This is a genomic window from Tissierella pigra (assembly GCF_009695605.1).
GTDB classification, from domain to species: domain Bacteria; phylum Bacillota; class Clostridia; order Tissierellales; family Tissierellaceae; genus Tissierella; species Tissierella pigra.
In genome coordinates this window covers 14962-30960 of record NZ_VUNQ01000046.1, presented here as the reverse complement: position 1 = coordinate 30960, position 15999 = coordinate 14962, and the positions used below count along the sequence as shown (strand labels likewise).

The following is a 15999-nucleotide window of genomic DNA, read 5'->3' as shown; positions in this document are numbered from 1 at the left end:
TTGATTTTGTTTATAATTCATAGTAGATCCTCCTTTAAATTAAGAATTGTTTTCTCTCAATTACAATTATACCTTAATTTATTTGTGAGGATTTTCTATTTTTATCGTATCACAGGAAGCTCGTATAATATATTTATAGTCACCTTCATCATCACTTGTTTCGTATAATTTCACTAACATGATTCATCTAGTAAGTAAATTATACCATACTTTCTATATTATTATAGTAAATTCTTAATTTTTTAACACCCTATTATTTAGTTTTGATAATCATGACATTTAATATAAATATCATAAAGTAATACTATGTAAGATTATGCTCATTATCACATAGCAATTTTTCATACAGACTGAGTAGATATATTATATTTATAAACATCCAATCTAATTGACTTAGATTGTGATTTAATACTGTATTTAATAGAAAAGTGCATTAATGCTTTGTCTACTCTACATTTCATAAATTTCGAATGAATAATAGAACCAATGACTTTTGCATTATGCTTTGCCACATAAAGATTGTCGTTTATGACTCCATCAATTGCATTTTGTCTTATAGAATCATATACCCTTTAGCCCCGGGATAATTTACTGCTTTTGCCAAATAGTCATTTAAATCATTGTAAAGTTGTTCTAATTTATCAATATCATTTGCTTGTCCAAGCTTGATGCTAATATCCATATATATCCTCCCAATAAATGTAAAATATAAATCTTGTTCCACCACAATAAACTACTAATGTATCTTTTATAAATAATGTATCTTAACTTCAAATTTTATTTATAATCTCATCGATAAACTAAAATTTAAACCATGCTATCAAAGTCCCTGCTTAGACATGATTGCTTAAGCCTTTTTGACCTCAATAAATACTTAATATCAGAAAGATTATCATACGAAAGTTGAAAGTGAAAATAATTAATATATTCAAGTATCGCAAATATATAGATAAAGCCTGCAATGCCTAAGCTACCTAAAGGTAATGATGGATACAATTTTAAAAAATCAAACACAAAAATAAACATCATGATAATTATTAGGCTGATATTGAATTTCTTCAAGTTTTTAAAGCTTTTTACAACTTGGATAGGAGTTACTGTTGTATTTTCTTCCTTTAATCTTTTCCATTTTATATACCAATATATACTTCCCTGCACTAGTAGAAATTCCAAAAGAAAAAATGAAATATAAAAAGAGGTTAGAGAATACAATCGTAATTGGGGATAGACTTTATTAAGTAAAAAAAACACGATAATAAACATTACTACTGACATTAATTCGCCAGTATATAAATATGAAAATCGTTTTAATAATTTTTTTCTCAAGTATTCATCTCCTCTCACTAAGTTAAGTTAGTGGGAAAGTAATTTTCATAAAATAGTTTAAGATATAGATTTTCGTTTACGTCATAATAATCTACTATTACGAATTACTTATGTGAATATTATATCATATTTGTTCTATTCTTCATATACTTTAGGATTATCTGACAAGTTTTCCAATACCGTATTATGTAGTTTTCAAAGTTCAAGAAGTAATTTCCCGTATTTTTCACATCTTATCTTCTTCATTTTCCCATCTCCGTTTATCTACTGAATATACTATTTTTAGCTCATCTATAACCTCAACATGTCTATCTTCATTTAGTTCCTGTTTCACTATATCTATTTTATTTTTTATGTTGGAGTTACTAGAAATTATAAAAAATAAAAAAATGCTAATACCTGATGAACCCATGTATACCAATTTACAATTCTATTCACTCTTGCAACTGGTGTAAGATTAGGAAAGCTTTTAGCATTACGTGAGAGTGACTTCAATTATACTGAGCACAATGTTAAAATATCAAAATCTTTATCAGTAACTAAAGGATCAAGAAAATTATGCCTAATTAAAACTAAAAAACTAAAAAACTAAATAATTTATTAGACGAACACTTAAAAATTGAAAATTTGAAAAAAGAATCATTAGGTATAAGCAATGATTTAATATTTACCTCAATGGCTGGAGATTTCATGCCAAAGAAAACCATACAAGATTGGTTTAAAAGATTTTTAGTTAGAAAGGATTTAAAGCTTATAACATTTCATGGATTACATCATACAAGCGCTACTACTCTTTTAGCTAGTGGATATACCTCTAAAAAATGTTGCCGAACGTTTGGGTCATTCTAGAGCATCCACAACCGCAAATATTTATGCTCATGCTATACCTAGAATTGATAAGGAGGCGGCAAATGTTTTTTCAGGAATTTTATCGACTGGCTCGGAAGATGAAAATATAAGGCTCGTAAAGTAGTTTTTAGACAATAAAATAGGGTCATAGGAAAGCCTATAACCCTTGATTTTACTATATGGCGGGAGTATGTGAGAATCGAACTCACCCAAGAGAATCCTATTCCCTCGCGCTGGTTTTGAAGACCAGAGAGCCCACCAGGACTCATCTACCCCCATACTGACAACAGAATATATTATATAAGATTTTTCGACAAATTTCAAGGTTTTTTTCAAATTATATTTTAGAATTATTAAAATAATATCCTACTCCCCATTTAGTCATAATATATCTAGCATCAGATGAATCTTTTTCAATTTTTTCTCTTATTCTTCTTATATGAACATCAACAGTTCTCAAATCTCCATAATAGGCATATCCCCATACTAGTTCTAACAATTCTTCTCGTTTAAAGACTTTTCCCGGATTTGAAATAAGTACATAGAATAAATCAAACTCTTTCCCAGTTAAATTTATATCCTCATTCTTTATACTCACTTTTCTACCTAACGTATTTATAGTAAAATCTTGAATTTGTATTACTTGATTATCAAACCCTAAAGATTTATGTTTTACCCTTCTAAGTACAGCTTTAATTCTTGCCTTTAACTCAAGATTATTGAAAGGCTTGATAAGATAGTCGTCCACGCCATGTTCAAAGGCCAATATTTTACTAATATCCTCATCCTTTTTAGTTATTACTATTATTGGTACTTGAGAAGAATTTCTAATGGTTTGGCATAATGTCAAACCATTGGAATCTGGTAAAATTAAATCGAGTAATATTAGATTATAGTTATTTTGAGTAATCTTTTCTAGAATATCTTTAGTATTATACATTTCATCTATAATATATCCATCTTGTTCTAAACTATATTTTAATCCTTTTACAAAGGACTTATCTCCATCCAATATTAGTATCTTTGTTTCCATCTTCTCACCCCTGTAACATTAATCATTGGTTTAAAACTCTAATATCCTTGTCTCGTTTCGTTATTTTTACTTGATCAAAGTATTCAAGAAGGGCAAGAGCTACTTTTCTATTTGTATTTAACAAATCTCTATAATCTCCTATTGAAATACTGCCATTATCTACCAAGTACTCTTTTAGTTTTTCCAGTGCTATATCATAAGCATTTTTAGATAAGTATACTTCTTCACTTAATTTTATAATGTCTTCATTGTTTACAAGGGAAACAAATACTTCTTCTATTTCATCTTTTTTAGCTCCTATTATGGAGTCTAAATCCTCTCTTCTTGGAGGTTGATATGGACTTTTATTTAAGGAATTTAATATATCTTCTTTAATCTTTAACTGATTTTCATTAAGTTTTATTTCAAATCCTTTAATACAAATATTTTCCATTTTCTGCTCTAAATATTCATTTTGAATTAACAATTCTATAAAAGCATCTGCAACCCTTGGCTTTGCATTTTTAAGAAATCTGTTTCGTATTTCTTCTTTTTGCATTCCTGCCCTTAGAGGATATTTAATATGAAATTTATTTAAAGTTTCTAATATTTCATCTTTAATTTTATTAAAATAATTTATATGAATAATATGCAGATCCTTAGTTAAGGAAAATGATATAAGTTTATTTTCTTCTATAAGTTTATTTACTTCATTTTTCACATTTTCTTCTAACATTGCTGTGAAAACTGCTATCTCCTTTGTTGTTGGGAATTCCTTAGACTTTTCCTCAATTATATTTTCTATAATATCAGCAGATGAGCCCATTTCCTTAATTTCAAGTTCCTTTATAGCCTTATCATCAAAACGTTTTTTCTTCTTAGGGTTAGGCTCTAGAACTTCCCCACCTCCGATTGTAAACATTGGAGAGTAGAATCGAATAATGAATTTATCTCCTCTTTTAGCTACAACTTCTTCTTCTAATCTAAGCTGGGCATAGGCTTCTTCACCTGGTCCTATTTCTTCTCTATCCAACAAAACAATACGACATAGAACCTCTTTAGTACCTATATATAATCTAAGTCTAGTTCTATTATCAATATATCTATCAATACTTTTAAGGAGCTTAAGTTTTACATCAAGCATCATAGAGTCTGACATGGAATCAACTGGGGCTATGGTATCTCCCCTATCTACGTCTTCCTTCTTTAGTCCTGCTAAATTGGCTGCAACTCTTTGTCCCCCATAAGCTATATCAGCATCCTTATCATGAACTTGTAATGTTCTAATTCTAGCTTTTTTATTTCCTGGAAATACTTGGACTTCATCACCTATTTTAAACTTCCCAGATAATAGTGTGCCTGTAACTACAGTTCCAAACCCAGATATGGAGAATACTCTATCTACTGGCAGTCTAGGCATATCATCTACATCTCTATCTTTTAATTCTGTTGTATACTTATCTATTAAATTTATGATTTTATCTATACCCATTTTTGTAGTAGATGAAGCTCTAATAATAGGTGAGTTTTCTAGAAATGTTCCTACTACTTCTTCCTTTACTTCCTCTTCTACCATATCTATCCATTCATCATCTACTAAATCGGCTTTTGTAAGAACTATAAATCCTTTTTTTATTCCAAGAAGATCTAAAATATGCAGATGCTCTAATGTTTGAGGCATTATGCTTTCATCTGCCGCCACAACTAATATGACAATATCTATACCTATAACTCCTGCCAACATATTTTTAATAAATTTCTCATGACCTGGTACATCTATTATTCCTGCTCTTTGACCAGATGGTAGGTCAAAATAGGTAAATCCCAATTCTATAGATATTCCTCTTTCTTGTTCTTCTTTTAATCTATCTGTATTTCTTCCTGTAATAGCTCTAATTAAAGTTGTTTTTCCATGGTCTATGTGACCTGCTGTTCCTATAATTACATGTTTCATCTATTAAACTCCTTTAACTTTATTAAAAGCAAAACTTATTCCTTCTACTACAATATGAAATTCTTCTTCTCTAATGGTTCTCAAATCTATATATACCCTATCTTTATATAATCTAGTAATAATAGGTATATGAAATTTTCTTAAATTGTTTTCAAATTCTTGAGTACTTAAATTGTCTAAAGTAAGGACTAAACATTTTGTAGGTAATTTTTCTAAAGGTAAAGAGCCTCCACCAACTTCGGAGAAGTTATCTTCTATATCTATTTTAAATAAATCATTAGAAACTTTTTCCTCTATTTTTGATTTCAGTTCTAAAGCTTTCGACCCTATTTCCTTTAATGATTGAGTAAGCATAGCTAAAGTAGGAATTTCTTTAATTGCTACTGATTCCTCAAGATAATATCTTAAAGTTGCTTCAAGGGTGGATATAGTAAATTTATCTACCCTAAATGCTCTAGTCAACGGATTTTTTTTCATATCATCTATATATTCTTTCTTTCCTACTATAACTCCTACTTGAGGTCCACCTAAAAGTTTATCTCCACTGAAAGTAACTATATCTACGCCTTTTTTCAAGGATTCTTGAACTGTTGGTTCATATTCTATTCCATATTTAGATAAATCTATAAGAACTCCACTACCTAAGTCTTCTATAAGGGGTATATTATATTTCTCTTTCAATAGAAATAATTCTTCAGAGTCAACATTTGATGTAAACCCTAATATTCTGTAATTACTAGTATGAACCTTAAGTAATGCTCCTGTTTCTTCATTTATTGCATTTTCAAAATCCCATAAATGAGTCTTATTTGTTGTACCAACAGCAACTAAATTTGCACCACTTTGTTCCATTACATCTGGTATTCTAAAAGAACCACCTATTTCTACTAATTCACCACGAGAGACTATTACCTCTTTATTTTTAGCCATTGAGCTTAAGACAAGAATTACTGCTGCTGCATTATTATTTACAACCATTGCAGCTTCTCCACCAGTTATTTCACATATTATTTCTTCCAAATGGCTATATCTTGACCCTCTTCCTCCATTAACTAAATCAAATTCTAAGTTTGAATAGTTAATGGCAACTTCTTTAATATTCTCCATAATCTTTTCGTTAATCAAGGAACGCCCTAAATTAGTATGAATTACAACTCCTGTTCCATTGACTACTCTTTTTAATTTAAATGAATTCTTTTCTTCTGCTCTTTTTTTAATCTTAATATGAATATCTTCTATATTCTTTACTATTTCTTCTTCTGAAATCTCTTTTCCTTTAATCTTAGTCCTAATTTCTTCTATTTCTATTCTTATACTATCTAATACTATTTTTCTTGGTATATATTTCAATAGTTCCTTTATAAAATCCTTATCTAATATTTCATCTACTTTAGGTATTAAAGTAAATAGATTTTTTTCTTCCATGCAATCCCTTCCTTGTCTTCTATTCTATAATTACATAATGATCTTGTTTTTCACATACTTCTCCTACTACTGCATATCTAGTGGGATTAGATTTTAACTCTTCTAAAAGCTTATCTTGTTTCTCCTTTGGAATAGATATTAAAAGCCCACCTGATGTTTGAGGATCAAATAGTATATCTTCTATATCTTTTGGTACATTTTCATTTATAAAAACATTATCTCCAACATAAGTTCTATTTGCATAGGTTCCAGCAGGAACCAATCCCATTCTAGCATATTCCAGTGCATTAGATATTATTGGAACATTATTATGTTTTATTTTTATGGTAACAGAGCTTCCTGTAGCCATTTCTAAGGCATGACCTATTAAGCCAAAGCCTGTTATATCTGTAAGGCTATTAACGCCTTCTGTGCGGTCTAAAGCCTCTTTAGCGTATTTATTTAAGGTAGACATTACCTTGACTGCTTCATCATAAGTGTTTTTATCTGCTATTTCTCCTTTTATGGCAGTATTTATAATTCCTAATCCAAGTGGCTTTGTTAATACAAGTATATCTCCAGGCTTAGCATTGCTATTGGCAAGAACCTTATCAGGATGAACAAACCCAGCTACAGATAACCCATACTTTGGTTCATCATCTTCTACAGTATGACCTCCTACAGTAATAGCTCCTGCCTCTTTGACTTTGTCATATCCGCCTTTCAATATTTCTCCTAGTATATTTGGATCTAGACAATTTGGAAAACACACTATATTCATAGCCAACTTTGGTTCTCCACCCATTGCATATACATCCGATAAAGAATTAGCTGCTGCAATTTGTCCAAAGGTATATGGATCATCTACTACAGGTGTGAAAAAATCTAAAGTTTGAATCATTGCTAAATCATCATTTATTTTATATACAGCAGCATCATCAGATGTCTCTAATCCTACTAATAAGTTTTCATCATAAGTTTTTGGTAAGTGACACAAAACTTGTGCCAAAATATCGGGACCGATTTTAGCCGCTCAGCCAGAACTTTTAGTTAATTGTGTTAATCTTTTTTCCATCATTACACCTCTCTATTTTACTATTATTAATTCCTTTATGGCTTGAAACTTTTTCTCTCCTATTCCAGAAACACTTTTTATATCTTCAATGTTTTTAAATGGAGTAGATTCTCTATATTCAATTATTTTACTAGCTGTTACTTCTCCTATACCTGGCAAACTAATTAATGCTTCTTTTGTACAAGTATTTATATTTATTTTATCAGAAATATCTTCAATGTTTAAATCGTTTACACCGATGGTACTTATTTCTTCTAATGGTTCTTCCCCAATTTTAGGGATATATATCTTTTCTTCATCAACTAATTTTTTAGCTAAGTTAATTCTATCTATATCTGCATCTTTTCTAAGACCACCTGCCAATTCTACTGCATCTGTTAGCCTTTGTCCTGCCTCTAGTTCTACTAATCCTGGTTTATATACTTGTCCACTTATATGAACCATTATTATTGTTTCTTCTTCCTCTATTATACTAGTATCTTCTATATCCTCAGAAGCCTCTAATTGGTTTTCATTAATTACTTCCATATTATCTTCCAGTTTAATTATATCCCTTGCGAAAAATTTAAAACCTAAACTTACAACAATTACTAAAACAATTACTAGTATACCTATTTGTTCTCTTTTTGTAAAGGAATCCATAACACCCCTCCTAAAATAATTATTACTTCTTAGTTTAATTCGACTTAATTATTTTTTTCCCTTCTATTTTATAAATATTTTGACTTAAAATTTTATATAATTTCTGTTATAATCTTAATATATAAATAAGGTGGTGGATAATTTGAAAAGACTTTTTATTTTGTTTATTGTTGGGGTTTTATTTAGTACATATTCCTTTTCTTATGCTGATGATTTAGATTTAGTTGGAGAAGGTGCTATCTTAATGGATATGGATACTGGTAAAGTGTTATATGAGAAAAATTCTAATTCTCAACTATATCCTGCAAGTACTACTAAAATTATGACTGCAATATTGGCTATTGAGAAAGGAAAAATGGATGATATTGTTACCATAGATCAAGAAGTTATAGATTTAACTTCTGGAAGTCATATAGCTCTAGAACTTGGGGAACAAATGTCTCTGGAAAACCTACTAAATGCCTTACTAATAGAATCTGCAAACGATGCTGCTCTTGCCATAGCCAAATATATATCTGGCAGTATAGAGGAATTTAGTAATCTGATGAATCAAAAGGCAAAAGAAATTGGCGCATTAAATACCAACTTTGTCAATCCAAATGGTTTGCCAGATGAAAATCATAAAACAACCCCTTATGATTTAGCCATGATGGCCAGATATGCTATGACAAATGAAAAGTTTAGAGAAATCGTGGGAAACTATACCTATACAATTCCTACAACAAATAAAAAATCTGAAACAAGGTATTTAAAATCAGCCAATAGACTTCTTTATAGTAATGAGAAAATTGATGTAGATGGCAAATTAACTCCTATTAAGTATGATGGAGTTAATGGAGTAAAAACTGGTTATACTGTAGCTGCCCAACAATGTCTTGTAACATCTTTTGAAAAAAATGATCATAAACTAATAGCTGTAGTTTTAAAATCCAGTGGAAAAAATATTTATTCTGACATTCATAAATTATTGAATTACGGTGTTGAAAATTTTGAAAACATAAATATTGGATTTGCAAATAAATTTATCGATAACTTTAGCGTAAATAAAGGTACTGTTCCTTTTGTATCTGGAATAACAAAGAATGACACTACAATCATAGTAAAAAATGATAGGAAAAATGGTATAGAAGAAAAAATCACAGTAAGTGAAAATTTAGAAGCCCCTATTGCCAAAGACCAAGTAATAGGTAAAGTTGAATATATCTTAGACAATGAAGTAATAGGTAGTACAGACATTGTTTCCACTATGGATGTGGACAAGATTCCAGCCCCCAATATATTTAAAATACTTCTTGGTAAATGGTATTTATTTATATTTGGATTACTGCTTTTCCTAAGAATATGGTCATTAAATCAAAGAAAAAAAAGACGCAGATATAGAAGTGCAAGTATTTATAAATTATAAAAAATCTAGTCCAATATTTGGACTAGATTTTTTTTATTATAATATTGCAATTCCCTCAATTTCAATATCTGCATCTTTAGGTAATGCGGCTACTTGTACTAAAGATCTAGCTGGTTTATGTTCTCCAAAGAATTCTGCATAAACTTCATTTATCTTAGGAAAATCACCCATATTAGTTACAAAAACTGTAACTTTAACTAGATTTTCAATACTTGCATGTGCTGATTCTAAAACAGCTTTTACATTTTCTAAACATAATCTAGTCTCTTTTTCAATATCACCTTTAGATAATTCTCCTGTTGCAGGATCAATAGGTAGTTGTCCAGATGTATAAATTATATTCTCGGCCTTAACTCCTTGTGAATATGGACCTACCGCTCCAGGTGCTTTGTCGGTTGATAAAAATCTTAATGACATATAATTCTCCTCCTAGTTCTGATTATTTGTTTCTTCTTCCTTAGACCACAATCTTTCCAAGTCATAAAACTCTCTTTCCTCTTTATGGAATACATGAACTATTATATCATTAAAATCTAAAAGTATCCACCTTCCACTTTGATAGCCTTCCTTAATTATTTCTTCCGATCCTGCTAAAATCATTTTTTCCTCTATTTCGTCAGCTATGGACATTACTTGAGTAGAAGAATTTCCACTTACTATAACAAAATAATCTGCTATAGGTGTTAACTTTGTTATATTCAATACTTTTATATCTATTCCTTTTTTATCCTCACAGGCCTTAGTAATAATATCCAACTTTTCTTGTAAATCTATCATAATCTACCCCCTAAAATATTTATTATTTTATATAATACAAATCATCTTAACCTTTTATTACTTTAACTAACTACCTTAACTCGTTTGATTTTATAACTAAAAAGTTTCTTGCCTTTACAGTATCAGGATGAATAATTTTATTTTCTCCAATTAAAAATATTATAGTCTTTTCCATTGCCAATAAAATCGACTTATCTAAATCTTTAAAAGCTAAATTTCTTATTTCTTCAACTCCTGGAAAGTTTCTACAAGGCTCTATATAGTCAGCTATATAAACTATTTTATCCAATATGGTCATATTCTCTCTACCAGTGGTATGATAACAAATAGACTCTAAAATTTCTCTGTCTTTTATTTTATACTTCTTTTCTGCAATTTTTGAGCCTAAAGGTCCATGTATTAATTCAGGATTATGTTCCATACAAGTATCTACGATTATACCAAAGTCATATGCCATTTTCAACAGATTTTCTCTATCCATGAACTTTCCACAGTCATGTAAAATAGCCGCTATTTTTATTTTATCAATATCTGTACAATATTTTTGACCTAAATCTATGGCAGTTTCCATTACTCTTAAAGAATGATTATATCTTTTTTCTCCTATATCTTCTATTAAACTTTCCTTTAATTGTTTATCCATTTATATTCTCCCTGCTATATAGCTTATGCTTATAAATATAACCTTCTACTATTTCTGGTACAAGATACTTAATGCTTAAATCCCTTTTAACCCTTTCTCTTATTTCAGTAGAAGATATTTCAATAAGTGGTGCATTTACCTTTTCAAATTTTAACCCATATAATCTATTTAATTCTTCAATTTTGTTTTCTATTTTATCCTCATTTTTTCCTAATCTGTATAATAATATAAAATTACATAATTCTATAAGTTCTTGAAAACCCTTCCATTGTACTATTTCAAATATAATATCTGAGCCAATAATAAAATAGATTTCATCTTCTCTATAAATCTCCTTTAAAGCTCTTATGGTGTCTATAGTATAAGTAGTACCTTCCCTATTTATTTCTATATTAGATATATCAAAATATTTATTTGATTCTATGGCTAAAGAAAGAATATCCAATCTTTTTTTACCCTCAGTAATATTTCTATTGTTTTTAAATGGATGAACTCCTGAAGGAATAAAAATTACCTTATCTAACTTCAATGAAGTTCTAGCATATTCTGCTGCTATTAAATGTCCATTGTGAATGGGATCAAAGGTTCCACCCATTACTGCAATTTTCATAGAATTTCTCCTCCAAATTAATAATTAAACTTCAGAAATATTTCTGAAGTTTAAACTTTTTATCTAGGCAATTCAATAGTTTTATTTTCTTCTGATTCCTTATATATTACAAATTTATTTCCAATGCTTTGTACAAACTCTGCATTTGCAGCTTCTGCTACTTCATTAGCAACCTCTGTTGCATCTAATAAACTATTATTTAGTACCTTTATTTTTAATAATTCTCTTGCCTCTAGGGCTTCTTCAACTTGCTTAATAAAATTTTCAGTTATCCCATTTTTTCCTACCTGAAATATAGGGTCCATATTATGTGCAATGCTTTTTAAATATGATCTTTGTTTACCTGTTAACAAATACTTCACTCCTCTAATTTAGACTTCCAGCTCTTTTTTGTTTCTTCTATGCTTTTCGTAGTCTGTACTCCCTTTCTTCCAACCTGTTCTACATTTTTCTTCTCTTTTGTAGTTTTCATTTATTACTACTTGGTTTTCCATTAAACAATAATATGTTGGTTGATTTTCTTTACAGTTTCCACAATTTAAGCAGTCCATTTTAGTACTTTACCCTCCATTAATTAAAAAATTCAAATTCGTATCCACATATAAATACAGATTCCCCTTCTTTTATACCTAGACTATTTAACTCATCTATTACACCTTTTTTCCTAAGCATATCTTGGAAATATCTCAAGGAATCTACATCATCAAAATATGTTGCACTTAAGAGTCTGTCTATAAATTCTCCTTCTACCATATATTTTCCATCTTCTTTTTTCACAATTATTGAGTTATTAGTATCTTCATCTTCATGAATAAACTCTTCATCAAATGTTTCATAAACTATTTCAGTGTTTATCAATAGATCCCAAATTTCATATTTTAGTTCATCTATACCTTCCAATGTTGCAGCAGAAAGTGATAATATTTTATATCCCTTAGGTTCAAATTCTTCTTTAACTTTTTGAAGTCCTTCTTCTGCTCCAAGTATATCCATTTTATTTGCCACTATTATTTGTGGTCTATCTTTTAATTTTATATTATATTTACTTAATTCTTCATTTATTTTATAAAAATCATCTATAGGGTCTCTACCTTCACTACCTGATACATCTAATACATGTACAAGTATTCTAGTTCTTTCTACATGTCTTAAAAAATCATGACCTAATCCTGCACCTTCATGAGCTCCCTCAATTAACCCTGGAATATCTGCGATAACAAAAGACTTCTCATCGCCTACTCTAACCACTCCAAGATTTGGTTTTAGAGTTGTAAAATGATAATTTGCTATTTTAGGCTTAGCTGCTGATACAATTGATAGAATAGTAGACTTACCTACATTGGGAAATCCTATAAGTCCCACATCTGCTAAAAGTTTTAATTCAAATACTATATTTCTTTCCTCACCTTTTTTCCCTGGCTCAGCAAACCCAGGTGCTTGACGAGTTGCAGTTGCAAATCTTGCATTTCCTCTACCACCTCTACCACCTTTGGCTATAACAAATGTTTGATCTTTTTCTTTAAGGTCTACAATTACCCCACCAGTGGCTTCGTCTTTAACCAATGTTCCAATAGGTAATTTTAATATAATATCCTCTCCACCTTTACCAAATTGTTTCTTAGATCTTCCATCTTCGCCATTCTGTCCTATATATGATCGTTTATATCTAAAATCCATTAAAGTTCTAATACCTTCATCAGCCTTTAGAATTATACTGCCACCATTGCCTCCATCGCCTCCATAAGGTCCACCTGACGGCTCATATTTCTCTCTTCTCCAAGCTACTACTCCATCTCCACCTTTACCTGCCTTAACACGTATATTGGCTACATCTATAAACATAGTCTCATCATCCTCATTTATTACTTCTTCTTTTATTTTTCAAATCTTTTAAATTTATTATACCAATTTTGCCTCTTCTGTCAATCTAATTGTCTTATTTAAAATAGTTTTTCCAAAAAAATAAAAAATATAAGCTTACCATAATGGTAAGCTTAGGTCTATGCTAATTCTTCTGCAGGATAAACACTAACTTGTTTTTTATCTCTGCCTTTTCTTTCAAACTTAACTACACCGTCAACTGTAGCAAATAAAGTATCATCTGAACCTTTACCTACATTGTTTCCTGGATGTATTTTAGTTCCTCTTTGTCTAACTAGGATATTTCCCGCTAAAACGAATTGGCCATCTCCTCTTTTAACGCCTAATCTTTTAGCTTCACTATCTCTACCGTTTCTGGAGCTACCTACTCCTTTTTTAGAAGCAAATAATTGTAAATTCAATTTAATCATCAATTACACCTCCCCATTTTGAGTGTTACATACTCTGGGTAACTTTCTATTATGGATTTAATTCCTACTACTAAAGATTCCAGTAGGATTTGAGTCTTATCTAATTTATTTTCTTCTATATCTTTAGGTAATTCTACACTTAGAAACCCTCTATCATCTATAGAATATATTATAGTTTTTTCGTCAATACCACAAAGTTCCATTAAAGATAATAAAGTGGTATGAGAAAGTACTGACATAGCAGCACATACTATATCTTTTCCATAGGAGTCATAGTTTGCATGTCCTTCTATGGTATATTTTTTAATTTTATTTTCTTCGTCTCTAAATATTTTAGCTACAATCATAATTAGCCTACTATATTTTCAATTCTTACCTTAGTAAATGGTTGACGATGTCCTTGTTTCTTTCTAGCATTTTTCTTAGCTTTATATTTGAAAACAACGATTTTTTTAGCTTTTCCTTGCTCTAAAACAACAGCTTCAACTTTAGCTCCGTTAACATAAGGTTTACCAGCAACTATATCGTCCTCTTTAGATACTAAAAGAACTTTATCAAAATTTATATTTGAGCCTTCTTCTCCATCTAATTTTTCTACAAAAACAACATCGCCTTGTTGAACTCTATATTGCTTACCACCTGTTTCTATTACAGCATACATTTACAGCACCTCCTCTAACCCAGTCTCGCCAATACAGGGTGCCATTAGGACTTAAACCCAGATTGAGCGGCTCTACACCAAAATATTTTAACAAATATTTGCATGAATGTCAATAGACAATCTATTCTATAATATGACCTCTACCTTCACATTTAGGACATACTTTATAAAAGTCCCTAGACAAAGACCTTCTTATTTTTTTTCTAGTCAATTCCACAAGACCTAATTTTGTAATATCTATGATATTAGTTTTTATTTTGTCCTTCTTTAAATTCTTACGAAGTATGGCTAAAACATTGGAAATATCATTTTTATTTTTCATATCGATAAAATCTATGATTATTATACCACCTATATCTCTAAGTCTAATTTGCCTTGCAATTTCTCCAGCAGCTTCGATATTGGTTTTTACTATGGTATCTTCCAAAGAACTGCTTCCTACAAATTTTCCAGTATTCACATCTATGGCCGTTAGTGCCTCTGTCTCGTCTATAACTATATACCCTCCTGATTTAAGAGAGACTATTCTTTGTAATGCAGTTTGTAAATCCAGTTGAATTCCTGTGTTATAGTTAATAGAAAAATCTTTGTCTAATTTCATCTTATTAGAAAACCTGAATGGCAATGTTTCCTCAGTTAAAATCAAATTATCATAAACTTCTTTATTATTCACTATGATTTTCTCAGTTTCATCATTAAAGCTATCCCTTATTATTTGATAACCTAAACTAGGCTCCTTATATAATAATTTAGGACAAGGTAAGAAATTTCTTTCTTTTTCTATTTTAGCATAAATATCATATAAGATATTGTACTCTTCTTGTAATATAGATTCATCTATACCTTCTGAAGCTGTTCTAAAAATTAGACCAGTGTCATTTTTTATGATTTTTTTTCCTATTTCTTTTAGGCTTTCTACTTCAACTATACTTCGAATCTTCTTTGATATGTTTATCTTATTTGAAAAAGGAGTAAATACTAAGAATCTACCAGGTATTTCAATATGGGTAGTCACTTTTGCACCTTTATTTCCTGAAGGTTCTTTTATTACTTGAACTATTATTTCTTGCCCAGATTTGACCACTTCTGATATACTATATCTTTTGCCACTATATAACATTTCCTTCGGTAGAGCATCTTTTACATATAAATAGGCATTTTTACCTTCTCCTATATCTACAAATGCTGCTTCCATACCTTGTAATACATTGACTACCCTACCTCTATAAATATTTCCAACTATTTTCTTTTCTTCTTTTTCTAAATGATATTCAACAAGTCTATTATTCTCTACAATGCCTACTCTTTGAAATCCATCTAAGGAATCAATAAAAATATAACTCATAAAAA

The 15999-nt window shown here is 29.8% G+C and carries 19 protein-coding genes and 1 tRNA gene; 1 reads left to right on the top strand and 19 read right to left on the bottom strand.

Features of this window, described 5'->3' with window-relative positions:
* Positions 1-553: 553 nt before the first annotated feature.
* From FYJ83_RS20345 to FYJ83_RS15735, 8 genes are all read right to left on the bottom strand, one after another.
* Positions 554-682: a hypothetical protein gene (locus FYJ83_RS20345; protein WP_268233533.1), complete on the bottom strand. Its 129-nt coding sequence runs from the start codon at positions 680-682 to the stop codon at positions 554-556.
* Positions 683-807: 125 nt separating this feature from the next.
* Positions 808-1326 (bottom strand): general stress protein, encoded by a 519-nt coding sequence (locus FYJ83_RS15770; protein WP_154442149.1) that lies wholly within the window; start codon positions 1324-1326, stop codon positions 808-810.
* A gap of 1029 nt (positions 1327-2355) precedes the next feature.
* Positions 2356-2452, bottom strand: a tRNA-Sec gene (locus FYJ83_RS15760).
* 60 nt (positions 2453-2512) lie between these two features.
* Positions 2513-3208: a response regulator transcription factor gene (locus FYJ83_RS15755; protein ID WP_154442145.1), complete on the bottom strand. Its 696-nt coding sequence runs from the start codon at positions 3206-3208 to the stop codon at positions 2513-2515.
* 22 nt (positions 3209-3230) lie between these two features.
* Entirely contained in the window at positions 3231-5141 is a 1911-nt protein-coding gene (gene selB, locus FYJ83_RS15750) for a selenocysteine-specific translation elongation factor (protein ID WP_154442143.1), read from the bottom strand.
* A 3-nt stretch (positions 5142-5144) separates the two neighbouring features.
* Positions 5145-6566 carry an L-seryl-tRNA(Sec) selenium transferase gene (gene selA, locus FYJ83_RS15745; protein ID WP_154442141.1) on the bottom strand — a complete coding sequence of 474 codons (1422 nt, stop codon included), beginning with the start codon at positions 6564-6566 and terminating at the stop codon, positions 5145-5147.
* A gap of 19 nt (positions 6567-6585) precedes the next feature.
* On the bottom strand, positions 6586-7623 hold the full coding sequence (gene selD, locus FYJ83_RS15740; RefSeq protein WP_154442139.1) for a selenide, water dikinase SelD: 1038 nt from the start codon (positions 7621-7623) through the stop codon (positions 6586-6588).
* Between the two features lie 9 nt (positions 7624-7632).
* Entirely contained in the window at positions 7633-8262 is a 630-nt protein-coding gene (locus FYJ83_RS15735; protein WP_154442137.1) for a helix-hairpin-helix domain-containing protein, read from the bottom strand.
* A 142-nt stretch (positions 8263-8404) separates the two neighbouring features.
* Here FYJ83_RS15735 and FYJ83_RS15730 point away from each other — a divergent pair, with 142 nt between their 5' ends.
* Positions 8405-9667 carry a D-alanyl-D-alanine carboxypeptidase family protein gene (locus tag FYJ83_RS15730; RefSeq protein WP_154442135.1) on the top strand — a complete coding sequence of 421 codons (1263 nt, stop codon included), beginning with the start codon at positions 8405-8407 and terminating at the stop codon, positions 9665-9667.
* 36 nt (positions 9668-9703) lie between these two features.
* Here FYJ83_RS15730 and FYJ83_RS15725 read toward each other — a convergent pair whose 3' ends face one another.
* From FYJ83_RS15725 to FYJ83_RS15675, 11 genes are all read right to left on the bottom strand, one after another.
* The gene (locus FYJ83_RS15725; protein ID WP_154442133.1) at positions 9704-10084 is read right to left on the bottom strand and encodes a RidA family protein; all 381 of its coding nucleotides are present in this window, start codon (positions 10082-10084) and stop codon (positions 9704-9706) included.
* Positions 10085-10096: 12 nt separating this feature from the next.
* Positions 10097-10441, bottom strand: coding sequence for a ribosome silencing factor (rsfS, locus tag FYJ83_RS15720; RefSeq protein ID WP_216585969.1), 345 nt, complete (start codon positions 10439-10441; stop codon positions 10097-10099).
* Between the two features lie 73 nt (positions 10442-10514).
* Positions 10515-11087, bottom strand: coding sequence for a bis(5'-nucleosyl)-tetraphosphatase (symmetrical) YqeK (yqeK, locus tag FYJ83_RS15715; protein ID WP_154442129.1), 573 nt, complete (start codon positions 11085-11087; stop codon positions 10515-10517).
* Complete coding sequence (nadD, locus tag FYJ83_RS15710) at positions 11080-11697, bottom strand: nicotinate-nucleotide adenylyltransferase (RefSeq protein ID WP_154442127.1); 618 nt, start codon at positions 11695-11697, stop codon at positions 11080-11082. The genes yqeK and nadD overlap by 8 nt, the downstream gene beginning before the upstream one ends.
* A gap of 59 nt (positions 11698-11756) precedes the next feature.
* On the bottom strand, positions 11757-12050 hold the full coding sequence (yhbY, locus tag FYJ83_RS15705) for a ribosome assembly RNA-binding protein YhbY (RefSeq protein WP_154442125.1): 294 nt from the start codon (positions 12048-12050) through the stop codon (positions 11757-11759).
* An 18-nt stretch (positions 12051-12068) separates the two neighbouring features.
* Positions 12069-12248: a hypothetical protein gene (locus tag FYJ83_RS15700; protein WP_154442123.1), complete on the bottom strand. Its 180-nt coding sequence runs from the start codon at positions 12246-12248 to the stop codon at positions 12069-12071.
* Positions 12249-12267: 19 nt separating this feature from the next.
* Positions 12268-13539 carry a GTPase ObgE gene (gene obgE / locus FYJ83_RS15695; protein WP_154442121.1) on the bottom strand — a complete coding sequence of 424 codons (1272 nt, stop codon included), beginning with the start codon at positions 13537-13539 and terminating at the stop codon, positions 12268-12270.
* A gap of 158 nt (positions 13540-13697) precedes the next feature.
* Positions 13698-13988: a 50S ribosomal protein L27 gene (gene rpmA / locus FYJ83_RS15690; protein WP_154442119.1), complete on the bottom strand. Its 291-nt coding sequence runs from the start codon at positions 13986-13988 to the stop codon at positions 13698-13700.
* On the bottom strand, positions 13988-14335 hold the full coding sequence (locus FYJ83_RS15685; protein ID WP_154442117.1) for a ribosomal-processing cysteine protease Prp: 348 nt from the start codon (positions 14333-14335) through the stop codon (positions 13988-13990). Before FYJ83_RS15685 ends, rpmA begins: the two co-directional genes overlap by 1 nt.
* 2 nt (positions 14336-14337) lie before the next feature.
* Positions 14338-14649 carry a 50S ribosomal protein L21 gene (gene rplU / locus FYJ83_RS15680; protein WP_154442115.1) on the bottom strand — a complete coding sequence of 104 codons (312 nt, stop codon included), beginning with the start codon at positions 14647-14649 and terminating at the stop codon, positions 14338-14340.
* 121 nt (positions 14650-14770) lie between these two features.
* Positions 14771-15994, bottom strand: a complete 1224-nt coding sequence (locus FYJ83_RS15675; protein WP_154442113.1) for an Rne/Rng family ribonuclease — start codon at positions 15992-15994, stop codon at positions 14771-14773.
* Positions 15995-15999 lie beyond the last annotated feature (5 nt).